Genomic DNA, 23,122 nt, shown 5'->3' on the forward strand with positions numbered 1-23,122 from the left:
GATATTTTATACGGGAACTTTTAAAACCCTTGCCGGAAACGGAAAGGTCTTCACTGGAGGCAAAAGTACCTGCAGTGAAGCGTAGAACCTCCTGTGTTTATGCAGATTTGAGAAAGCTTTATGTAGAAGTAAACAATTTAAAAGCGGCATAAATGCAGGCAGATATACAGCGGACTACCTGTAATGTGGAAACCAGCCGTATCCGGCATGGGAAAAGTGCGTATCCGCACGAATTCTAAGTTACTGGCGTATCCGCCGATATTTAGTCTTGCCGTTTAAAACGGCTGAGAAGCATGTGACTTTAGCCATGTGAGGTTCACCCCCATGGACGAAAATGTTATAATTTTTATACTTTGGTTGCCGGAATCCTACGGCACAATAAATCGAAATGAGATGAATAAAATGCAAAAAAATCAAAATGATAAATCATACAAGAGATTACAGCCAGGTGAAAAGCAGGAATCCCGGATTCCAACGGAAGGCATTCGTTTAAACCGCTTTTTGAGCGAGGCGGGCATCTGCTCCCGGCGGGAGGCGGATCGGCGGATCGCGGACGGGCGTGTGACGATCGATGGGCGCGTGGCAGAGGTCGGGCAGAAGCTGATGCCGGGACAGCGCGTGGCGTGCGATGGCGTAGCGGTGTCCGGCAAGGATGCGCCGGTGCTTTTAGCGGTCAATAAGCCGCGGGGGATTGTCTGCACGACTTCTGATAAAGATCGGGCAGAAAATATCGTAGAATTTTTAGATTATCCGGTCCGGATTTACCCGATCGGGCGTCTGGACAAGGATTCAGAAGGGCTGCTTCTCATGACGAATGAGGGCGAGCTGGTCAACCGGATTCTAAGGGCTCGTTACGGACATGAAAAGGAATATCTGGTAACGGTGGATAAACCCATTGATAGTGAGTTTGTCCGGAAGATGAGCGCAGGAGTGAAGATTTTAGATACGGTTACCCGTCCTTGTGAGGTGGAAAAGACCGGGAAGACGAGTTTCCGGATCATCCTGACCCAGGGACTCAACCGCCAGATCCGCCGGATGTGCGAGGCGCTGGGGTACCAGGTGCAGACGTTAAAACGCGTCCGGATGCTGAACATTACGCTGGATGGGCTGAAAACAGGCGAGTACCGGGAAGTGACAGCGGCAGAGAGACAGAAATTAGAAGATATTTTGAACGGAAAGAAGAATGACTGAGACAATGTTGTCTGGCAGTCAGTGCAGGTTCACATATGAGGTTGCATAGAAATGCTTGAAAACGCATTCAGAGGTAGTTGGAGAGAGCGATGGGAAAGGTGGAGTCAGATAGATGGCAGAGGACAAGACAAAACGGATACGGGAGCTGATTGGGACGCTGCGGGCAGCAGGGCGCGCCTATTATCAGGAGAGCCGGGAGATCATGAGCAACTTTGAGTATGATAAGCTTTATGATGAACTGGTTTCATTGGAGAAAGAGACGGGAATTGTGTTTGCGAACAGCCCGACGCAGAATGTAGGATATGAGGTAGTCAGCGCGCTTCCGAAGGAGCGCCATGAGAAGCCGATGCTTTCGTTAAATAAGACGAAGAGCGTGGAAGAGCTGGCAGACTGGCTCGGCGGGCAGACCGGGCTTTTATCCTGGAAGATGGACGGTCTGACGATCGTCCTGACCTATCAGAATGGAACACTTGTCAAGGCGGTTACGCGTGGAAATGGTGAGATTGGCGAGGTTATCACGGCAAATGCAAAGGCGTTTGTCAATGTGCCGTTAAATATTTCCTACCAGGGTGAGCTTATCCTGCGCGGTGAGGCGATCATCCGGTATTCGGATTTTGAGAAGATCAATGAGCAGATCGAGGATGTCGATGCGAAATATAAGAATCCGCGAAACTTATGCAGCGGTTCGGTGCGTCAGTTAAACAGCGAAATCACAGCGCAGAGACAGGTCCATTTTTATGCGTTCAGCCTTGTAAAGGCGGATGGCATTGATTTCAAAAATTCGCGGAAAGAGCAGTTTGAGTGGCTGAAAACACAGGGGTTTGAGGTCGTAGAGTACCATGAGGTGACAAAAGAGACGCTGCCGGAGACGGTCAAAATGTATTCTGAGGCGATTGCGGAAAATGATACGCCGTCGGATGGACTGGTGCTTTTGTATGATGATATTGCCTACGGCCAGTCGCTGGGGCGGACGGCAAAATTTCCGCGCGATTCGATCGCATTCAAGTGGGCGGATGAGATTCAGGAGACGAAGCTTCTCTATATTGAATGGAGCGCGTCGAGAACGGGGCTGATTAACCCGGTGGCAGTATTTGAACCGGTTGAGCTGGAGGGAACGACGGTCAGCCGCGCCAGTGTCCACAACATCAGCATCATGGAGGCGCTGGAGCTGGGGGCAGGCGACCGGATTACGGTTTATAAGGCAAATATGATCATTCCGCAGATCGCGGATAACCTGACGCGCAGCGGCGTCCGGGATATTCCGGAGGCATGTCCGGTGTGCGGCGGTCAGACGGAGGTGCGCCAGCTCAACGATGTAAAATCACTCTACTGCACGAACCCGGACTGCCAGGCGAAGAAGATCAAGAGTTTTACTCTTTTTACAAGCCGCGATGCGTTAAATATTGCGGGACTTTCAGAGGCGACGCTGGAGAAATTTATCGGTGTCGGCATGATTCATGAGTATGCGGACATTTTCCATCTGGACCGCCATCAGGAAGAGATCGTTGAGATGGACGGATTCGGGCAGAAATCGTATGACAATCTGATTGCGGCGGCTGAGAAAGCGTCCCACACGACCCTGCCGAGAATGGTGTACGGTCTGGGCGTTGCAGGCATCGGTCTGGCAAATGCCAAGATGATTTGCCGTCATTTTAAAAATGATTTTGAGGCGATGCGCCATGCCACCGTGGAAGAGCTGGTCGAGATTGATGGAATCGGGGAAGTTCTGGCGCAGGCGTGGACGGCATTCTTTTCGGATGGAAAGAATAATGCGATCGTCGATCATCTGCTGGCGGAGCTGACCTTTGAGGCAGGAGACGAAGAAAGCAGTGAGGGTGCAGATGAGGCATTCGCCGGGATGAATTTCGTCATTACCGGTTCGCTGGAACAATTCAAAAACCGGAAAGAACTGCAGGAGCTGATTGAGCGCCGCGGCGGCAAAGTGACCGGAAGCGTGACGTCCAAGACGAATTATCTGATCAATAATGATGTGGCGTCGTCGTCCTCGAAGAATAAGAAGGCGCGGGAATTGGGGGTGCCGATTCTTTCGGAGGAGGAGTTTTTGAAGCTATAAGAGAGGTGAAAAAGCCGGACGCCAGACAGTGTTTAGCTGGCTTTTTTTTGCAGCTTGTGTTATGATTAGGAATGCTGATATAGTTTTTATTGTAAGTAGAAATGAATCATATCGGTATATAATAGAATCCTAAAATTCAAACGAATTTTATATAAAAAGGGGATATATAACCATGCCAATTAAAATACAAAAGGATCTTCCTGCTAAGGCAATTTTGGAATCGGAGAATATATTTGTGATGGATGAGGATCGGGCGATGAGCCAGGATATTCGTCCGCTTGAGATTTTGATTCTGAATCTGATGCCGATCAAGGAGGATACGGAGACGCAGCTTCTGCGGGCACTTTCGAATACGCCGCTGCAGGTGGACTGTTCATTCCTGATGCTGGAAACGCACGTTTCGAAAAATACATCGCAGACGCATTTGAATAAGTTTTATGTGACGTTTGACGAGATCCGCCGCAAGCGCTTTGATGGTATGATTATTACCGGTGCGCCGGTGGAGAATATGGAGTTTGAGGAGATCAACTACTGGGACGAGCTGACGAAGATCATGGAGTGGAGCAAGACGCATGTGACTTCGACACTTCATATCTGCTGGGGGATGCAGGCGGGACTCTATTATCATTATGGAATCCAGAAACATCAGAGAAAGACGAAGCTTTCCGGCATTTACAGACATCGTCTTTTGAACCGGAAGATCCCGCTGGTCCGTAGTCTCGATGATTATTTTTACTGCCCGCATTCCCGTTACACGGAAGACCGGGAAGAGGATATTCTGAAACATCCGGAATTGCAGATTCTGGCGAAATCGGATGAGGCTGGCGTATTTCTGGTGATGAACCAGGATGGAAGCCAGATTTTCGTTCAGGGGCATCCAGAGTATGATCGCATGACGTTAAACAACGAGTACCACCGCGATCTGAAAAAAGGCTTAAATCCGCAGGTACCGTGCAACTATTACCCGGACAACGATCCATTTTCCATGCCGGTGCTGAAATGGAGAAATATGTCCAACACGCTGTACACGAACTGGCTGAATTACTATGTATACCAGATGACGCCGTACGTGCTGAAGGAGGACGAGCAGGAGTAGGAACAGAAATCTGCTATTTATGAGAGTATAAGATATAGAAATAGAGATTTCGATAAAATTGATCGGGGAAAATATCTTCTTCGAACTGGATGGTGGGAGCCGCCGTCGGAGTGGTGCTGCTGGCAGCTGGAATGTTTTTGATTTGGAAGAACCGCAAATAAGGCTGCAGATTAATAAAACGGTAAAAAGATAGATATAATACAGATATGAAAAAATACAGGCAGGGCTGTCGGAATTTTGCACAGTGTGGTTGAAACCATGTGTGGGAAAGATTCTGACAGCCCTGTTTATGCGGATTTTTGTTTTTATTAATTCCAGAAATCGGTTTCTTCTTTCAACTCAATATCAGCTGCTTTAAAGACCGGATTCTTCCCAGCCTGTTTCTGTGCCCGGTAGTCTTCCAGGCAGCGGAGCGCCGGCTTGGCAATCAGGAAGATAATTGGTACGTTGATGACTGCCATCAGTCCCATCAGAACATCGGCGGTATCCCACACGATGCCGAGACTTGCCACAGAACCGATGAGGACAATCACGATAGCGATCACTCTCTGGGTAATCCGGATGCCCTTGACTGGAGTTTTGCCGCAGAGATAAGCCATGCCGGTTTCAGCAAAATAGTAGTTTCCGAGTAGCGTGGTAAAGGCAAATAAAATCAGGGCAACTGTGATAAATACAACACCTGCGGTGCCGAATACGTTATTCATAGCTGCCTGCACATATGCCATGCCAGCCATGTCTGCACTCGGTGCAACGCCGGAGCAGAGCAGTAAAAATGCGGTTGCAGAGCAGATGACAATAGTATCGATAAATACGGATAATACCTGAACAAGACCCTGTTTGACCGGGTGGCTGACACCCGCGGAACCGGCTGCGGTAGCGGAAGCACCGACACCTGCCTCATTGGAGAACAAGCCTCTCTTGATGCCGAGCATCACAACGGATCCCATGAAGCCGCCGAAGATAGCCTGAATATCAAAAGCCCCTTCAAAAATGCTTGCGAACATACCCGGAATCATGTTTCCGTGGAGAATAATCATCAGCAGGGCAGCTGCAATGTAAAGTCCGCCCATTACCGGAACAAGAATTCCTGTGATTTTAGCGATCTGTTTGCCGCCGCCGCTGATGCAGATGCCGAAGATAACAGCCTGGATGATACCGATGAGAATCGGAGTCAGGCTTGGATTGTAGAAACTGTATACTTTAAAAGAATCTGCCACATTGAAGGATGCAACAAGGTTAAATCCAACCATGTAAGTCAAAATCATGAAAATAGCATAGAGAACACCCAGCCATCTTTTTTTCAGAACGGCTTCAATATAGTAGGAAGGACCGCCGTAGCAGCTTCCGTCCTCGGCACGGCGTTTGTAGATCTGTGCCAGCGTACTTTCTACAAATGCGGTTGCACTTCCGAGGATCGCGGTCATCCACATCCAGAAGATAGCGCCCGGACCGCCGAAACAGATGGCGGTAGAAATGCCGGCGATATTTCCGGTGCCGACGCGCGAAGCAGTGGAAACCATCAATGCCTGAAAGGCGGAAATAGACTCATCTTCCTTGTCGGATGGCTCCAGGATAACCCGGATGGATTCAAGTAAGTAACGAAGCTGTACCCCTTTGGTGCGGATGGTAAAATAGATGCCGCCGCCTACCAGCAGGATGATTAACACGTAGCTGTAAAGATAGTTGCTTGCTGTGCCGATTATCTTTGCGTATAAATCTGCCATTTTAAAATACCCCTCTCATACAATTTACATATTGTTTTTGCTATAAAGTGTGCCGCTGCGGATCAAACATATGGAGATGCAGTTCATGTGACATATATTCAAGCACGCATTCTCCAGCGACGCTGTTCCCCTTTTTATCTAACGCCGGTCCGAAGATGCCGATTCCCATCTCGCCGTCTACCACTGATAAGATACCGCCGCCGACGCCGCTTTTGGATGGGATGCCGACCCGGACGGCAAATTCGCCGGAACCATCGTACATACCGCAGGTAAACATGAGTGTTTTGACGATTTTAACCGCCTGGCTGCTTAAAAGCCGTTTCCCCGTGTCTGGATGAATGCCATCGTTGGCGAGAATCAGTCCCAGTCCGGCGAGGCTTTCTGCCGTCACGCTGAGAGAGCACATTTTGACATAAAAATGCAGGCTGTTTTCCACATCTTTATTCTTTTCGATGTACCCCTTGCTCTCCAGCAGATAGGCGATTGCCCGGTTGCGGGAAATATGAGACATTTCCGAGTGATAAACCTTTTTGTCGAGGTTGATGTCCGGATCCATGCAGAGAGCCCGGATGGTATCAAGCATGGTATCGAAACTGATTTCGGAAGCAAGGCAGCTTGCCACTACGATAGCGCCTGCATTGATCATCGGGTTGTAGGGGGAACTGTCCGTATTTTCCAGTTTCATCAGCGAGTTAAATGGATCGCCGGTCGGCTCCATGCCTACTTTTTTAAATACCTGGTCGAAGCCGCAGATTTCCAGCGCGACTGCAAGGGTGATGATTTTGGAGATACTCTGAATACTGAATCGGACTTTCGTATCCCCGACGGAAATCCGTTTGCCGTTCCGGCAAAAAACACTGACTCCGAGCTGACTGCCATCTACCTTTCCAAGTTCTGGTATGTAGGTGGCAACTGCACCCTCATGGGTATGTGTTTTTCCCAGTGCAACGGCCTGTTCAAGTACATCTCTCATACTTAAACGCCTCCTGTTTTTTATTCGGTGTTGCTTTCTGATAGTATGGTAGCATGGGGAAGACAGTTTGTATAATGCGTGTCAGCTTTAAGGGATATGACAAAAAGGTATAACGGGATATATATGTCAGATATGAATAAATATTTATGATGAACGGGGAAGAGGTGCTGAAAAGGATCAAAAAAACTGCCGGGACGGCTGTGAATGTCCGGCAGCTTTGATGGTGTTTTTTTAGAGAAGTTTTTTCTTTAAGTCATAAATAAATTCTTGTACGATCGCCGTCATTGGCGTGTCTTTCCGCATTGCATATCCAAATTCCAGCATAAAACCACAGTTTGGAATCGGAATAGAAGTGGAGTGGTAGGAGGCTTCTTGTTTGGCGAAATCGTGGATGCCGATGCTGTAGCAGTCACTGATCGAGATCATGTACATCAGGGTGGCGCGGCTGGAAAGATAGGTGATTTTCGAGCGCATTTTTTCTGCATCCTGATCCCCTTCGGAGAGAAGTTGGTAAATATAATCATCGCATTGTCCAAGATACCAGAGAAAGCCGTACTCTGCCAGTGTGTGCAGGTTGACCGGTTTCTGTTGCAGCAGAAGCGGATGTTTGCGGGAAATGATAATGTGTGGTTCGATGTTGGCAAGAAAATGGTATTCCAGCCCTTTTGATTCGAGCAAGGCCTCTATTTCACGCCGTTTGCGGCTGTCAAAATGAAACACGCCTACATCGACACGCCCGGATACCACATCCTCGATGACTTCGTCTGAATTGCCTTCATACAGTCGATGGGAGAAGGATGGCTGATCGCGGTGACGCAGGATTATTTCACTGAAACTTTCCATGATATGAGAAAAACGTGTCATGGAAACAGCCAGCGGATCAGAAATTTTGATTTGTTCCTTCTTTTTCTGAAACCAGAGCTGTTCCATTTCGTCAATGATTTTTTCGGAATGTGTCAGAAATTCCATTCCTTCAGGCGTTAATGTTACGCCTGAGCGGCTGCGGTTAAAGAGCCTGGCGCCGAGATTTTCTTCCAGATCGTGCATGATTTTCCCAAGATACGGCTGGGAAATATAGAGCGCCTGGGCGGCTTTATTGATGGATCCGAGGCGCGCTACCTTGATAAAATATTCTAAATGCCGAAAATTGATATCGTATTTCAAAAAAGTTCCCCCTTTGTAAATCCCCCTGAATGTAATAAGTATAAAATAAAAAAATGTAAATTGCCAGAAAATACCTAAACATATTGCATTTAAGGGATATAGCAAAATAGCATATAATTTATTGTTTGACTGTACCTGTATGTAAGAGAAGCAGTCCTCCTATATACAGCAGGCAAAGGATACCGGACTGGATGAGGACAGGCGGAAACAGGTGAGGCAGGTAAGACGCGTTTGGAATAACTTCTAACATCCCAATCGAAACCAGCAGGCAGAATGCCGGTTTTACAATGCCCTGGCTGACTGGTAGGCGGATCGGGACTTCGCAGGCGAGGGCGTGGATGTGGAGAAAGGCGAGCACCAGTTCGCTGATGAGAAGCGCCGCCAGATAGGCGAAAATCCCCCATCGCGGGATGGCGAAAAGGACGAGCGACAGGGTGAGAAGCATGGAAACCGTATGGTGGATGAAGACGGTTCCCGTTTTCCCAAGCCCGTTTAAAATACTTCCCATGGTAGTGGAGAGGTAGAGAAACGGGCAGAGCCAGGATAAAATCTGGATGAAACGTCCGGCATCGGCGTTGTGGTAAAAGGTTTCGCCCAGTGCTGGACCGAAGCGGGTGAAGAGCCCGACGCAGAGAATTCCCATGTACAGGCTGTAGCGGAGTGCCATGGAGATGGTGCGTTCGATTTTGTCCGGCTGATTCTGCGCCTGCGCCTCCGAGACTGCCGGGAGCAGGACGACGGCGAGGGAGTTGGTAATGGCGGATGGAAAGAGGACAAAGGGGAGTGCCATGCCTGTGAGAACTCCGTAAATACTGACCGATTCAACCCGCGAGAGCCCGGAGAGGAGAAGCTGGTTCGGTACAAAGATGGCTTCGAGGCTTTGGAGAAAGCTGAGCGTGAGGCGATTCGCCATGAGGGGGAGTGCCATGGTGAGGAGGGGGAGGAGCAGGGGAGTAATAGGTGTGTTTGCATTTGTCAGTATGGCAACGGACTTCGAGCATCCATAAACTAACAGACAGAACACCGCCGATGCCGCTTCCCCGATCAACAGCCCCCAGACAGCCAGCAGCACCGTGATCGGAATCCTGTTCGTGCGGCAGACATGGACGATCAGCAGGACGGAGAAAATGCGGATGCACTGCTCGACCACCTGTGAAAATGCCGGGACTGCCGTTTTTTTGAGCCCATAATAATACCCGCAGCAGCAGGCATGGATCGCGCAGAAGGGGATCGAGAGGGCGAGTGCGGGCAGAAGCGGCGCACATTCGGGCGCAAGAAGGACGCGCGCGGCGAGAAAATCGGCGAAGGTGTAGATCAAAGAGGTCAGCGGCAGGGCGATCGATAGTGAGAGTGCGAGGCTGACCCGCAAAAAGGCGCGTCCCTTTTCCGGGGAGGCGGCGGTCAGGCGGGAGAGCGAAGTCTGGATTGGACCGGCGCAGAGAGCAAATGCGATGCCATGTATGGGAAAAATCATCTGATATAAACCCAGACCTTCGGCGCCGATCGTCCGGGAGAGAAAGATGCGGTAGAAAAAGCCGAGAATCCGGCAGAAAAATCCGACTGCCGTCAGGAGCAGGGTTCCGGTAATCAAAGGATGAAATCTTCGCATGGCAGATCTCCGGGGAGGGTATGTCAGAAAAGTATATGAGGAGGAAGATGAAAGTAGAAGAAAACCAAGATGTTTATAAAACACTGGGGACACATTTTTTGGGAAACTGAAAGAAGACCCGAGTTGGCAGAAGGGCAGAAATAGCTTAAATTAAAGGATACAAAAATAAACTGTATTTAATACATAAATTAACAGATGGACATTGAGTTAGAACAGGAATATACTAAAAACATCAAAAAATAAAAAATTACTGCGAAAAATAACTGGTTGGTAGGGAAAAGAGTGTGAAGCTATGTTAGAAGGAATTGTATTACTTGCATTTATCGCGGCGCTGGCAGGCTGCGTGTTTACCGGCGTATCGGTGCTCTGGGCGCTGGCGGGCGGCTATCTGATCTTCTGTGTGTACGGTTTGATTCGGAATCACAGCCTTGCGGAACTCGGAAAAATGTCGCTTTCCGGCGTTAAAACCGTCCGCAATATCCTGATGATTTTCGGACTTATTGGCTTTATCACAGCGCTGTGGCGGGCGTCCGGCACGATCGCCGTGATCGTGTGCTGGTCGTCGAAGCTGGTGTCGCCGTCGGCATTTCTTGTGATCGCGTTCCTTCTTAACTGTATGGTGTCGATCCTGACCGGAACCTCCTTTGGAACCGGCGCGACGATGGGTGTTATCTGTATGGCGATGGGACGTGCGATGGAGCTTGACCCGTTCTGGATCGGCGGCGCGATTCTTTCTGGCATCTATTTTGGCGACCGCTGTTCACCGGTATCGTCCAGCGCGAATCTTGTCTGTGTGCTGACGAAGACGGATATTTATGAAAATATCCGCGAAATGATAAAGACATCGATGGTGCCATTTGTGGCTACATGTATTCTCTATTATATAGTGGGACGTTCCATGAGTGCCGGAAACGGACGGATGGATGTGGAAGGGCTGTTTTCCAATCGTTTTGTACTTCATTGGAGCGCGGTAATCCCGGCGGCGATTATCCTGGTGCTGTCTGTGTTCCGGGTGGAGGTCAAGAAAACGATGCTGATCAGCATTGTGTTGGCGGCGTTTCTGAGCGTGGCGCTGCAGGGGCGGACAATCGGAGAAATTTTACAGATGTGCCTGACCGGTTATCAGGCAAACGATCCGGCGCTCAGCTCCATGATGAACGGCGGCGGCCTGAAATCAATGATTAAGGTGGCTGCGATTGTGAGCCTGTCCTCCTGTTATGCAGGAATTTTCGAGGGAACCGGGCTCTTGAAGCCGATTCAGGGGAAAATAGAGGCGCTGAGCCGGAAAATTACTCCGTTTGGTGCGACCTTTGCGGTGGCAGCAGTTGCTTCCATGATCGCTTGTAACCAGACGCTTTCGATCATGCTGACCCATCAGCTCTGCAAGGAAGGAAATCCAGATAATAAACGATTTGCAATCGATCTGGAAAATACGGCGGTTGTGCTGGCACCGCTGGTTCCGTGGTCGATCGCCGGAGCCGTTCCTCTGGCAGCCGTCGGTGCTCCGATTGCGAGTGTGGTGGTGGCGTCGTATCTGTACATACTGCCGATCTGGAGTTTTTTGGTTCGTCTCATAAGAAGGTCGTAGGAAAAGGAGGAAGAGCCATATGAATTTACTCGAACTTTGCAACCTACAGGGTTCCTTATTCCTGATGATACTGGCGGGTGCGGTACTGAAACGGCGCGGGATCATCAGCAAGGAAGGCGAAAAATGTCTGACGGATCTCTGCGTGAATATCGTGATTCCCTGCAATATTGTGAAATCGTGCCTGATTTCATTTGATGCTTCGATTTTTAAAACGTGCGGGTTGCTGTTGGCGGTTGGATTTGTCTTGCAGCTTGTCTGTGTGGCCCTCAACAAAGTGCTGTTTAAGGAATATTCAGAGCAGCACCGGAAGGTGCTTCAATACTGTACGATCGTTTCCAACGGCGGATTCCTCGGAAATCCGGTTGCGGAAGGCGTATATGGAAGTATGGGACTTCTCTACGCATCCATTTTTCTGATTCCGATGCGCGTTGTCATGTGGTCGGCGGGTACATCCTATTTTGTTGGAGGCGGTTCTGACCGGAAAAAGGTATTGAAAAATGTCCTGACGCACCCGTGTCTGGTCGGTGTCTACATCGGTATGTTCCTGATGGCAACACAGCTGCAGCTTCCGGGCGTGCTGAAATCGACGGTTACCTACATTGGAAACTGTAACTCGGCGCTGACGATGTTTATTATCGGTACGATTCTGACCGATGTGAAACTGCGTGAGATTATTAATCCGACGGCCCTCAAATTCAGTGTGCTCCGTCTGTTCCTTCTTCCGCTTCTGGCATATGGAATCAGCCTGGCGGCCGGATTGGATTCGGTGGCAGCAGGTGTGGCAGTCATCATGACGGGAATGCCAGCCGGTGCAACTGCAGCGATCTTTGCGGCGCGCTATGACAGCGATGCACCGTTTGCAGCGAAAACGGTAGTGCTCACGACACTGATTTCGATGATTACGATTCCGGCGTGGTGTCTATTTATAGGATAAAAAGAATAGGTAAGAAGCAACAATAATAGAAAGAATACTAGAAAAATTGAGAAAATAATGTAAATATGGTAAATGAATATAAAAAGACCTGAAAGGTGCGGTAAATGGCTGCTCTTCAGGTCTTTTATATTTTAAAATGAATAAAAGGATAAGCAAACAGAGGTTGAAAGAATTAGTTTATGATTCTTATTCATTCGTTTCACTCTTTCGTGAAATCCGCGCTTCTTCCAGATAATTATACAGTGTATACTTGGAAATCTGCATCGCGTCGCACAGGAGCAGGCTGGTTTTTGTGATCTTGAAGACGCCTTTCTGGTCAAGATAGTCGAGTGCACGAATTTTTTCTTCCTTGTTCATCAGCATCATCGGTTTTCCGATCATGGACTCTGCCTGATAAATATAGTGCTGTAAAATATCATCGACATTCTTTTTGAGAATAAAGTCACGGTCAGACATGGCTGCCTGATTTGCGCCATTCGTGCCGTCCGTGCTGCCAGTTCCTGAAAAGGTGCCATCAGAAGCCATTCCGGATGGTGTGCAGCCAGACATGCCGTCGATCTGTGCGCCCACAGCTGCCGATACGCCGATGGTGCCTGGGCGTCCGATCAGATTTTGCAGGGCGCTCTGTGCCAGATAGAGATCGCGAACATCCATATTTAAGCAGACAGATCCGATAATTTTGTGATGTTCGTCCTCGATGAGCGTTGTGCAGGACTTAAAAAGCCGGTCTTTCTGGCTGGTATCGAGGGAAATGATCGAATGCTTGAGCGGCTCGATATCATTGCCGAGCTGTGTGATCATGCCGCCGCGCGGGGAACCGCCGCCGTCGCGCCCGCTTAGCTGTGAGTTGAATGCGTAGACGATCGTGTGATCGTAGCCTTTGCGGTAATCGTGGACGATGATCTCACAGTTATCTCCGAGAAACTTTTGAAGTCCTTCGAGAAAACGGATGAGAAACTGAAAGTCCATGTAGTTGGAAATTTCCATGAATACCTCCTTTGGGGTGCTCTGTGCCCCGAGTGTGTATCGCAAAATTTTGCGTCTTAAAATAATTCGGAAAATGAAATGCACAGGGATTGTCTTTCTTTTGTCAAAGTTCCTGAAAAAAATTTTATCGCGTTCATTTTGCTGCGTCAATCCTGTTTCTATAGAAAAAAGTTAGTAGATAGGGAACATAAATAAGAGAATGTTCTCCTTTTTTTGTTTAAAAATCAAAAATTCAGGTACAAGATAACGGGAAATGAGAGCAAACCTGTTTCTTTCATCATACTCTCAGACAAACTGTTTGTCAATTAACAAACCAAACTGTAAGTTTTTCTTGACAATTTGTCAGTGCATCCCTATAATTGAGAAAAAATCAAACAGACAGTTAGTCAAACAAAAAATAAGTCTGGAAAAATACAAACTGAAAGTGAGGGAGCAGGATGGACAGGGACAGTTATGTATATAAGACACCGGCTTCAAAGCTGGTACAGGTGTCTGCGATTGCGGCGGAATACAAGGGCAGACCGGATATGCTGATGACAGTGATCATCCGGGCGCAGAAGGTTGTGTCGGCATTTTCCAAGGAGGTGGCGTCAGTCATCGCCAGGGAGATGGATATTCCGATGAACAAGGTGTACAGTTTCATCACCTTTTATGCGATGCTGTCGGTAAAACCGAGGGGGCGCTACATCGTCCGGATGTGCAAGAGCGCGCCGTGCCACGTACATGGGGCGCAGGCGGTCGTGCAGGCGCTGGAGGATCAGCTTGGCATCAGCATCGGGGAGACGACCGAGGACGGACGTTTCACTCTGGAATACTGTCCCTGCCTGGGACTCTGTGAAATATCCCCGGCGATCATGATCAATGAGCACGTGTACGGCAACCTGACGCCGGAATCGGTGCGGGATATTATCAAACAATATATACGGGAGGATGTGGAATAGTATGGAGGAAATGCACGTATTGCTGAAAAACCGCGGCAAGATTAATCCGAGAAGTTCACAGGAGTATGCGGACCGCGGCGGATTTGAAGCGCTGAAAAAAGCACTTTCGATGGACAGTGAAGCGATTATCGATGTGATCCGCGCCTCCGGACTTCGTGGACGCGGCGGTGCGGGATTCCCGACCTATCGCAAGATGGAGTTTACCGCCCACACATCTGACCCAACGAGATACATTGTCTGTAACGCCGATGAGGGAGAGCCGGGAACGAATAAAGACCGGATTCTTCTCTCGACCGACCCGTGTGCGGTCTTCGAGGGCATGGCGATTGCTGGAAAAGCAGTCGGCGCCCATACCGGATATATCTATCTGAGAGCCGAGTATACATATTTGTTCCCGGTATTAAAAGATGCGCTGGAGGATGCGGAAAAACGCGGATTTTTAGGAAAAAATATGATGGAGAGCGGTTTTGACTTTGAAATCAAGTTCCGCTCCGGTGCGGGTGCTTACGTCTGCGGCGAGGAGACGGCATTGTTTGAGTCCATTGAGGGAAAACGAGGCGAGCCACGTTTCCGTCCGCCGTTTCCGAGCATTCACGGACTCTTTGGAAAACCGACCATGTTAAATAACGTAGAGACGCTGGCGAATATTGCACCGATCCTCTTAAACGGAGCGGAATGGTACCGCAGCATCGGCACAGCGAACAGCCCTGGCACAAAGCTTTTTACGGTCTGTGGAAATGTAGTCCGCAGGGGCGTATTTGAATTTCCGATGGGCGTGAACCTCAAAGATATCATTTATGAAGTGTGCGGCGGCATCGCGGATGGAAAAGGGCTTCTGGGCGTGCAGACCGGTGGTACCTCCGGTGCGATCATCAATGCCGATCAGATCGATATGACACTGGATATTGATACAGTTTCGGCATCCGGCGGACGTCTTGGCTGCGGTACGATTCTGGTCATCGACGACAGCAACTGTATTGTAGATATTGTACGAAACAATTTGGACTTCTTCCGCGGCGAGTCATGCGGGAAATGTACACCGTGCCGCGAGGGCGGCCAGCAGCTGTACAATCTGGTTACCCGCATCAGCCGGGGGCTGGCGACTCTGCCGGATCTGGAAAAAATCGATGAGCTGACGGAGACGATGCGTCTGACCGCACTTTGTGGTCTGGGACATTCGACCGCAGTTCCGGTGCAGACGAGTATCCAGAACTTCCGAAAGGAATATCTGGCGCACATTGATCGGGATTACTGTCCGGTCTGTACACAGGCAGCTGTGGCGGAAGGCATTTATGAAGCAGAAGAAGATTATAGAAGCGATGGGAACAGTCGGATAGGAATACGGCGTGCAGCAGTCGGTGAACGTGATGTCATGTATGATTCGTATGACGCGTATGCGAGACACCGCAGCCGGGGAGCATCCTACGCGGGACGATTTGAGCGGAGAGGGGGAAGAGAAGCATGATGGTACATCTGACAATCGACGGACAGCCGGTAGAGGTGGAGGAAGGAACGACGATCCTCCAGGCGGCGAAGAAAGCCTGTATCCACATTCCGACTCTCTGCTATCATGAGGATTTGAGCATCAAGGCGGTCTGCCGTATCTGTGTGGTTGAGGTAGAAGGACAGAGACTTCTTCCGACCGCGTGCAGTACACCGGTTTCGGAGGGAATGGTCGTGCAGACGGCATCCCCGAAGGTACTGAAAGCGAGAAGAAATATTCTGGAACTGATTTTTGCGAGACATCCGCAGGAATGTCTTGTATGTCCGAAGGATGGAAAATGCGATCTGCAGAAGGTAGCGCAGGATGTTGGTATGCATCTGGACATCCGCTATGACAAGCAGCTCCGCCATCAGAAGGAGGACTGGAGTTCTCCGGCCATCATGCGGAATCCGCAGAAATGTATTCTGTGCGGGCGTTGTATGGAGGTCTGCAATGAGATTCAGGGAATCAATGTCCTTTCGAAGGAAAACCGTGGATTCCATACGCTGATTGCCCCGGCCTATGGGGAAAAACTGGCTGATACCAATTGTATTAACTGCGGCCAGTGCGTGCAGGTGTGTCCGACCGGAGCATTGACGGTGCATTATCATACCTACGGGGTATATCGCCAGAAAGAATTAGGCAAAAAACTGATTATCCAGGTGGCTCCGTCCGTCCGCATTACGCTGGCGGAGGCACTGGGCGAACAGCCGGGCGTTGTCAGCACAGGACGTCTGGTGTCGGCTCTCAAGCGCCTGGGATTTTACAAGGTATTCGATTCCGATTTCTCTGCCGATCTGACGATCATGGAGGAAGGAACCGAGCTTTTGAACCGCCTGCAGAACGGCGGAACCCTGCCGATGATCACCTCCTGCTGTCCGGCGTGGGTCAAATATTGTGAAACCTATGCACCGGAGTATACAAAGCATTTATCGACGGCGAAATCTCCGCAGCAGATGTTCGGCGCGCTGATTAAAACCTGGTTTGCAAAGCGCGAGGGAATCGATCCGGGTGATATCTGCAGCGTTTCGGTTATGCCATGTACAGCAAAGAAATTTGAGTGTACCCGTCCGGAAATGAAGGACAGCGGCTACCAGGATGTGGATATTTCCATCACGGTTCAGGAACTGGCTGCCTTGATCCGTGCCGGTGGAATCGATTTTGCCGAGCTTCCGGATACACCGTTTGACGATCCATTTGGCGAAGGAAGCGGCGCGGGACTTATTTTCGGTGCGACTGGCGGCGTCATGGAGGCGGCACTCCGCACCGTCTACGCGGTGGTAACCGGCAAAGAGATGGAACATCTCGACTATACACCGGTCCGCGGCTTCGAGGGAATCAAGGAATCACAGGTTGATTTGAACGGCAGAGTCATCAAGGTAGCGGTGGCACATGGCATTAAAAATGCGAAAGTTTTGCTGGAAAAGGTAAAAAACGGAACCGCCGATTATCAGTTTATCGAGATCATGGCATGTCCGGGCGGCTGCATCGGCGGCGGTGGAAATCCGCCTAAGACATGGTCGATCATGGAGAAGCGGAAGAAAGCCATCTATGAGGCAGAGGCAGAGCTTCCGGTCAGACAGTCGCACAAGAACCCGGCGATCCAGAAAATTTATGAGACGTATCTGGGAGAACCGTGCGGGGAGCTGTCACATAAGCTGCTGCATACAGAGTACTGCAACCGGCAGGATCTGTTGCAATAAATTATTTTATTCCAACCATCATTTTCTTAAAAACAAGGTGAAAACCTGAGAACGGCTTCCAGTGCTGCCGCTCTCAGGTTTTTCACGTCCCACTACGGCTCCTCCCAGGTTTCAATCCTCGCCTTACGGTTCAAAATTCCTTTCTCCCATATCATTAAATGCATCTTAAATTCAATCGAATCCTGCGCTGTCGTAAAGGGTTCTTCACGCAGCAGTTCGGAGCGGATGCCGCGCTTTTCAAGCTCTTTCTGTCTTTTTTTGGCAAGAAGTTCGAGAGCCAGGTGACGGGTCTGCTGGGCTTTCCCGAAGGTGCGGGACGGGTAGGCGGAAGAGGCTTTTTGAAGCTTCCGGGTCAGGAGATCGACTGTCTTGGCATGGGCGTTCCGGTGCAGGAGGCGGGCAATCCGGCGGGCGCGGCGCTTGGTGGGGTGCTGCTCATAGTCCTTCAGGCGATGTAGCAGTTTTGGATCACCGGCTTCGACGGCGATGGACTGGAAGACGCGCGAAGCGTCTTCGGAGAGATGCCAGGGATTTTCACGGATGACGCGGTATTTTTCCGGGACCGCCGGGTAGCAGCAGACGTTTAGCGGAGGAAATTCCGCGAGGGAGGCAAGCTCCCGCTCGTTTGCGTTGCAGGAGTTTTCCCCCAGATAGTCGAGTTTGTCGCGCAGGATGGCGATGTGGTATTCAAGCTGGCGGAGGTATTCGTAGCCTTTCATCCAGAAGTGCCCGATCTGACTGTAGTCATAGTAGTGATTTTCGAGAGTCAGATCTTCGAAAAAGAGTGTGACAACCGAGTCTCCCTGATGGACGATCAGGGCGTAGCGTTCGTTTTCATCCTGGGTTAAGAGGCATCGAGTTCGCCCTCGTATGCCGGATCGTAGGTACCGGTCAGGCGGGCGTTGTGGAAGAGAAGGAAACTTTCGACTGCGTCATTCATCAGGTAAACCAGGCGGATCGTGTCGGGAGCAGAAGTACCGGTTTCCGGGAGAATAAGTTCGAACTGGTTTTCGGATAATAGTAATTCTAACATGGAAAAGGGATCCATTTTATAAAACTCCTTAATGTATAAAAATCAAAATGTTTTCCGACACAGGCAGAAAAACGGAGCCAGTGACTATCGTATTCTCAATACAGGAAAACATAGAACAATCATGGTAATTATAAGAGAAATAAGAAGAGGATGCAAGAGAAGAGCAATGCTGCTGCCGGATTGTACAAAATTTTCAGCTCAGAAAAATTTTTCCAGTGAATCGTAACATTTTCTATGTTTCACAAAAAAAGATAGTAAAACCGCGCGATTCGTGTTAATATAAGAAAGCATAAGAATAATCGCGGTGTTTTTGCAGCGGCGGTGAAAACCGCAAAGCTGCGTAAGAGACTGCAAGTATGAATAGAAAGGAAAATTTATCATGGAAATCACAAAAGCAACCACGATGGGCGAGATGCTTCAGTATGATATGGGTATTGCATATGTTCTGATGGAGGCAGGCATGCACTGTGTTGGCTGTCCGTCTTCGATCGGTGAGTCTCTGGAGGAGGCCTGCATGGTACATGGTCTGAACGCAGACGAGGTTATGGCAAACATCCAGGAGTACCTGAATGCAAAGAAAGAGTCTGAGCAGGCTGAATAATCCAAATTTTATATTTTAATAAAATTCTGGATAAAAAGACGCTGTGTACGAAGTATGAGGCTTCAGCATAGCGTCTTTTTCGTTGTTTTATAGGAAAGAACGCCTCATAAAGCAAGAGTGAAAAATGCTCGGATTGTTGTTTAGAGACTGAAAATTGTGTAAAATTAGTATACATTACAGAATTGACGTGATAAAAAGAACTCGTTATAATGACATAAAAAATATTTTTACTTTTTTTCGGAGAGTGGCTTAAACATATAACCGGACAAAAGATAAAGTAGTACGTAAAGATACAATGGAGGGATGGGAGTATGTTCAGTAAGCGTGAGTATGAATACGTGATGGAAATTGCGAAGGAAGGAAGTTTTTCAAAAGCAGCCCAGAAACTCTATATTTCCCAGCCGGCGCTCAGCGGTGCGATTAAAAAGATTGAGAAAGAGTTATATGGGATCTCGCTTTTTGACCGGAATGTGAACCCGGTGGCACTGACCCCGGCGGGGCAGTATTATCTGGAAAAAACGCGGAAGATATACGAGCTCAGCAATGAGATGGAGCAGCATTTTGCAGAGCTGGCGGGTATCCGTTCCGGTGTGATTAACATCGGAAGCTCCGGATATTTCTGTGCGTATTTTCTTCCGGAGGTGATCCGGGGCTATTGCAGACTGAATCCAAAGTGCCGGATCAACGTGACGGAGACGGATATTTCAGGGATGGATGCGGGGCTTAGAACCGGGCAGTTTGATATCACGATGGATGTCGAGGCACTCGACCCGGAGATGTTTGAGAGTGTGACGCTGGGGTATGAGTATATGATTATGGCGGTTCCTGCTTCCTTTGCTGTGAATGAGAAGCTGAAAGAGTTTCAGATCTCCAGGGAATCAATCCTGGAGCGGAGTTTTCTGGATGAAGCGGTGCGTGCGGTGGACCTTTCCAAAGTCTCGAAAGAACCATTTCTGATGCTGAAAAAGAATCAGGATTCTTATAAAAGGAGTATGGATATCTGCGCCCACGCTGGTTTCGAGCCGAAGGTGATTATGTATTTTGATCAGCTTCAGACTGCCTATAATGTGGCGCGGAGCGGACAGTCCGGTATCATCTTTTTTAGGGATGCACTGCTGAAATACACAGAGAAAACGGAAAAACTCTGTTATTACAAGATTGGCGATCCGCTGGCAAAGCGTGCAATCCTTTTGTCGATGAAGCGCTATCCGGGCGTGGGGGCAACAGTGGATGATTTTATCAAATACATTCTACTGGCTAAAAAATAGTTTAAAATTTCATAAAATATTGATAGGAATCTGCTTATAGAGCCATATTTAAAAGTGACTTGGATTTTTATCAGATAAAATGCTAGAGTATATCCCGTAGCTGAAAAAATAGAAACTCGGATGCAGAGCCTGGGCGGCGGCTATTCCCATGACTGTGCGAAAGCGATTGCACTGGTGCCGTTTTTCAAGGCTGCATATTAAAATAAGTGTTCAAATTCTCAGTGCCATGGACAGGCATAAGGATTCTCCTATGGACATCAAACATACTACTAGAATGATTAACTTATAAAAGCCATAATAAAACGATTATATATATTTAAAATCATACGTCTGGAACAGGCATTTCCACTTCCTCCAACTACAAGAAAAGCCTGTATCCAGGCGTATTTTCGCTTATTAGGGAAGGTCAAGTATCATTTTAGACACGTTATGGTCCATAACCATTTACCTATACGTCCATATTCGAAAGAGAGTTGGAACATTTTTGGTGGGAATGGTAAAGTAATGTCAGAAAGAAACAGAGAGCTTCAAGAGGTTGGGTTTCAGACGCTGAAACAAAATGAAAAGAAACAGACAAATAGAACTTCTGAAGAAGCAATCTCTGACAGATAAAGGAGGAAACCATATGAGATTTGCAACTATCAAAGTGAACGGAACAGAAAAAGCCGGTATCGTCTTAAAGAATGGAGTGCTTCCGATTGAGGCACTGAATGCAGCAAAGGGAACCGCATGGGCCGAGGATGTCATGAGTCTCATCCAGAAGCAGCAGATTCCGGGACTGACAAAATGGTATAACGCAGGCGGCAAGGAAGAGCTGGAAAGTATTCCGGGACTGGTTCCGAGCGAGAAAGTTGTATACGGACCGCTCTACCGCAACCCGAAACGTATCTTTGGTATCGGCCTTAACTATGCAGACCATGCCGGAGACATCGGTTCTGCAGCTCCGAAGGGATTTCCGGGAAGCTTCTTCAAGCAGGCAGACACCCTGATTGGTCCGGGCGATGAAATCCTGCTTCCGAAGTTAAAAGAAGCACAGAAAACCACCGCAGAGGCTGAGCTTGGAATCATCATGGGCAAGGATTGCAGAGATGTATCCGAAGAAAACTGGCAGGATGCCATCGTCGGTTACACCACCATCCTTGATATGACTGAGGAATCCATCTTAAAGGGAAATGATTATGTAAGCGGCAACCCGAGATATTTAACCATCGTAAAGAACTTCCCGACCTTCTTCTCCTTCGGTCCGGAGCTGGTAACCCCGGATGAGGTACCGGATGTCAATGAACTTCTGGTCCAGAGTGTTCACAACGGTGAAGTTCATGCAGAAAACGTAGTAGCAAACATGACCCACAGACCGCCGCGTCTGGTATCCCTGCACAGCAGCATCCAGGCTGGTACGCCGGAGACATCCTTTCCACCGGAACACCGAGAGCGTTCCATATCCAGGATGGCGATGTAGCAGAGTGCCGCATCACCGGACCGGACGGATTCGAGATGACACCACTTGTAAACCCGGTTGTTGATTTAAAGAAACATCCGGAGAAAGAAGCGTAAAAAATGAGATTTCATCCGTGATGGATGGAGATAAAAATGGGCTGCATGGTGATTTCCCCCAAATAGAATCGCCTTGTAATATGTACCGGGGATGGCGTGAAAGCGCCATCCCAATTCCAAGAAACTGACACATATCAGATACATTTGGGAAATAAGATACTTCAAAAAAACGAAAAATTCAAAAAGAACATTCAAATCATTTTATATATTCATTTTAAGCAGGAGGTAGCAACATGGATTTAGGATTAAAAGACAAAGTAGTTCTCTGTATGGCATCAGCAGCCGGACTTGGCAAGGGAATTGCAACCGAGATGGCAAGAGAAGGTGCAAAGGTTATGATTTGTACCGCAGAACCGTTTAAAGATCAGCTTCTGGAGCACAGGCTGAGATTGAGAAAGAAACCGGAAACCGTCCGGAGACCTTCCTCTGCGATGTTAACAAGGCGGAGGACATCGAGGCACTTGTAAAACACACCGTTGAAACACTGGGCGATATCTACGCACTCGTAAATATGTGTCCGGGTCCGAAGCCGGGACCGTTCGTAAGCTTTGATGATGCGGCATGGGAGGGCGCTTTTGAGATGTGCCTGCTCTCCTACGTAAGAACCATCCGTGCGGTACTCCCGTCCATGAAACGTCTCGGCGGCGGCCGTATCGTAAACTCAACTTCTTCTTCCGTTAAGGACTGCCTGGACAACCTGATTCTTTCCAATACCATGAGAATGGGCGTTGTCGGCATGAGCAAGACCCTGGCGAGTGAGGTCGGCAAAGACAATATCTTAGTCAATGTCATTGGACCAGGTCGTATCGGCACCGCAAGAATTGAGAATCTGAACAAGATGCGTGCAGACAAGGCTGGCATCAGCGTAGCAGATTACGAGAAGGAAGACCTGAAGAAGTTCCCGATGGGACGCTACGGCACCATCGATGAATACGGACGTCTGGCTACATGGCTGTGCTCCGAGGCGAATACATACGTATCTGGTCAGACCATCCTGTTAGACGGTGCGATGACAAGAGCATACTAATTGCAAAACATGGCAAAGATGCATTTTCGGAATGCAGGACATCCGGAAGAGTTCACGGAAGGCATGTTTTGCAGGTGAATTGGGAAATTTACCCGGAACTGCAGATACCTCTCTCCCGGAGGACATTTGGGGAAATGAAATCTGGGAGAGAATATAGCATAGAGGAGGTTGT

Annotated in this window: 20 protein-coding genes; 13 read left to right on the forward strand and 7 right to left on the reverse strand. The window is 48.8% G+C overall.

Features of this window, described 5'->3' with window-relative positions; all coding sequences use genetic code 11:
• Positions 1–402: 402 nt before the first annotated feature.
• The 3 genes from DW085_RS13475 (at position 403) to metA (ending at position 4,361) form a co-directional block, all read left to right on the forward strand.
• Positions 403–1,191 carry a pseudouridine synthase gene (locus tag DW085_RS13475; RefSeq protein ID WP_118493190.1) on the forward strand — a complete coding sequence of 263 codons (789 nt, stop codon included), beginning with the start codon at positions 403–405 and terminating at the stop codon, positions 1,189–1,191.
• A 112-nt stretch (positions 1,192–1,303) separates the two neighbouring features.
• Entirely contained in the window at positions 1,304–3,265 is a 1,962-nt protein-coding gene (gene ligA, locus DW085_RS13480; protein WP_107001284.1) for an NAD-dependent DNA ligase LigA, read from the forward strand.
• 172 nt (positions 3,266–3,437) lie between these two features.
• Positions 3,438–4,361, forward strand: coding sequence for a homoserine O-succinyltransferase (metA, locus tag DW085_RS13485; protein WP_107001283.1), 924 nt, complete (start codon positions 3,438–3,440; stop codon positions 4,359–4,361).
• A gap of 308 nt (positions 4,362–4,669) precedes the next feature.
• Here metA and DW085_RS13495 read toward each other — a convergent pair whose 3' ends face one another.
• From DW085_RS13495 to DW085_RS13510, 4 genes are all read right to left on the reverse strand, one after another.
• Entirely contained in the window at positions 4,670–6,085 is a 1,416-nt protein-coding gene (locus DW085_RS13495) for an alanine/glycine:cation symporter family protein (RefSeq protein WP_117796004.1), read from the reverse strand.
• Between the two features lie 40 nt (positions 6,086–6,125).
• Positions 6,126–7,058 (reverse strand): glutaminase A, encoded by a 933-nt coding sequence (gene glsA, locus DW085_RS13500; protein WP_107001281.1) that lies wholly within the window; start codon positions 7,056–7,058, stop codon positions 6,126–6,128.
• A gap of 231 nt (positions 7,059–7,289) precedes the next feature.
• On the reverse strand, positions 7,290–8,222 hold the full coding sequence (locus DW085_RS13505; RefSeq protein WP_118493192.1) for a LysR family transcriptional regulator: 933 nt from the start codon (positions 8,220–8,222) through the stop codon (positions 7,290–7,292).
• Positions 8,223–8,340: 118 nt separating this feature from the next.
• Positions 8,341–9,831: a polysaccharide biosynthesis protein gene (locus DW085_RS13510; protein WP_118493194.1), complete on the reverse strand. Its 1,491-nt coding sequence runs from the start codon at positions 9,829–9,831 to the stop codon at positions 8,341–8,343.
• A 292-nt stretch (positions 9,832–10,123) separates the two neighbouring features.
• Between DW085_RS13510 and DW085_RS13515 the strand changes: the two genes are divergently transcribed.
• Together DW085_RS13515 and DW085_RS13520 are read left to right on the forward strand one after the other, a co-directional pair.
• Positions 10,124–11,419, forward strand: a complete 1,296-nt coding sequence (locus tag DW085_RS13515) for a Na+/H+ antiporter NhaC family protein (protein ID WP_118493196.1) — start codon at positions 10,124–10,126, stop codon at positions 11,417–11,419.
• 19 nt (positions 11,420–11,438) lie between these two features.
• Positions 11,439–12,353 (forward strand): AEC family transporter, encoded by a 915-nt coding sequence (locus DW085_RS13520; protein ID WP_107001277.1) that lies wholly within the window; start codon positions 11,439–11,441, stop codon positions 12,351–12,353.
• Between the two features lie 186 nt (positions 12,354–12,539).
• Here the strand turns inward: DW085_RS13520 and DW085_RS13525 are convergent, their stop codons facing one another.
• Entirely contained in the window at positions 12,540–13,340 is an 801-nt protein-coding gene (locus DW085_RS13525; RefSeq protein WP_118493198.1) for a helix-turn-helix transcriptional regulator, read from the reverse strand.
• Positions 13,341–13,777: 437 nt separating this feature from the next.
• Between DW085_RS13525 and DW085_RS13530 the strand changes: the two genes are divergently transcribed.
• Genes DW085_RS13530 through DW085_RS13540 form a run of 3 tightly spaced genes read left to right on the forward strand, consistent with a single transcriptional unit; the run spans position 13,778 to position 17,467 of the window.
• Positions 13,778–14,281 carry an NAD(P)H-dependent oxidoreductase subunit E gene (locus tag DW085_RS13530; protein WP_118481989.1) on the forward strand — a complete coding sequence of 168 codons (504 nt, stop codon included), beginning with the start codon at positions 13,778–13,780 and terminating at the stop codon, positions 14,279–14,281.
• Position 14,282: 1 nt separating this feature from the next.
• Entirely contained in the window at positions 14,283–15,746 is a 1,464-nt protein-coding gene (gene nuoF / locus DW085_RS13535; RefSeq protein WP_182430888.1) for an NADH-quinone oxidoreductase subunit NuoF, read from the forward strand.
• Complete coding sequence (locus DW085_RS13540) at positions 15,743–17,467, forward strand: NADH-dependent [FeFe] hydrogenase, group A6 (protein ID WP_347475098.1); 1,725 nt, start codon at positions 15,743–15,745, stop codon at positions 17,465–17,467. The genes nuoF and DW085_RS13540 overlap by 4 nt, the downstream gene beginning before the upstream one ends.
• A 92-nt stretch (positions 17,468–17,559) precedes the next feature.
• Here the strand turns inward: DW085_RS13540 and DW085_RS13545 are convergent, their stop codons facing one another.
• A complete protein-coding gene (locus DW085_RS13545; protein ID WP_118493202.1) occupies positions 17,560–18,339 on the reverse strand; it encodes a DUF3878 family protein in 780 nt (259 codons plus the stop codon).
• Positions 18,312–18,515, reverse strand: a complete 204-nt coding sequence (locus tag DW085_RS20210; RefSeq protein WP_118493204.1) for a DUF3878 family protein — start codon at positions 18,513–18,515, stop codon at positions 18,312–18,314. Before DW085_RS20210 ends, DW085_RS13545 begins: the two co-directional genes overlap by 28 nt.
• 364 nt (positions 18,516–18,879) lie before the next feature.
• Here DW085_RS20210 and DW085_RS13555 point away from each other — a divergent pair, with 364 nt between their 5' ends.
• The 5 genes from DW085_RS13555 to DW085_RS13570 all read left to right on the forward strand — a co-directional run bounded on the left by DW085_RS13555 (position 18,880) and on the right by DW085_RS13570 (position 22,950).
• Entirely contained in the window at positions 18,880–19,101 is a 222-nt protein-coding gene (locus DW085_RS13555; RefSeq protein ID WP_107001272.1) for a DUF1858 domain-containing protein, read from the forward strand.
• A gap of 311 nt (positions 19,102–19,412) precedes the next feature.
• On the forward strand, positions 19,413–20,369 hold the full coding sequence (locus DW085_RS13560) for a LysR family transcriptional regulator (RefSeq protein ID WP_117795998.1): 957 nt from the start codon (positions 19,413–19,415) through the stop codon (positions 20,367–20,369).
• A gap of 625 nt (positions 20,370–20,994) precedes the next feature.
• Positions 20,995–21,828, forward strand: coding sequence for a fumarylacetoacetate hydrolase family protein (locus tag DW085_RS13565; protein ID WP_243034032.1), 834 nt, complete (start codon positions 20,995–20,997; stop codon positions 21,826–21,828).
• Positions 21,829–22,156: 328 nt separating this feature from the next.
• Positions 22,157–22,390 carry a hypothetical protein gene (locus tag DW085_RS19885; protein ID WP_243015244.1) on the forward strand — a complete coding sequence of 78 codons (234 nt, stop codon included), beginning with the start codon at positions 22,157–22,159 and terminating at the stop codon, positions 22,388–22,390.
• Positions 22,312–22,950, forward strand: a complete 639-nt coding sequence (locus DW085_RS13570) for an SDR family oxidoreductase (protein WP_243015249.1) — start codon at positions 22,312–22,314, stop codon at positions 22,948–22,950. Before DW085_RS19885 ends, DW085_RS13570 begins: the two co-directional genes overlap by 79 nt.
• Positions 22,951–23,122 lie beyond the last annotated feature (172 nt).

Origin of the sequence: Clostridium sp. AF50-3, from assembly GCF_003477445.1 — a bacterium.
GTDB classification, from domain to species: Bacteria; Bacillota; Clostridia; order Lachnospirales; family Lachnospiraceae; genus Otoolea; species Otoolea fessa.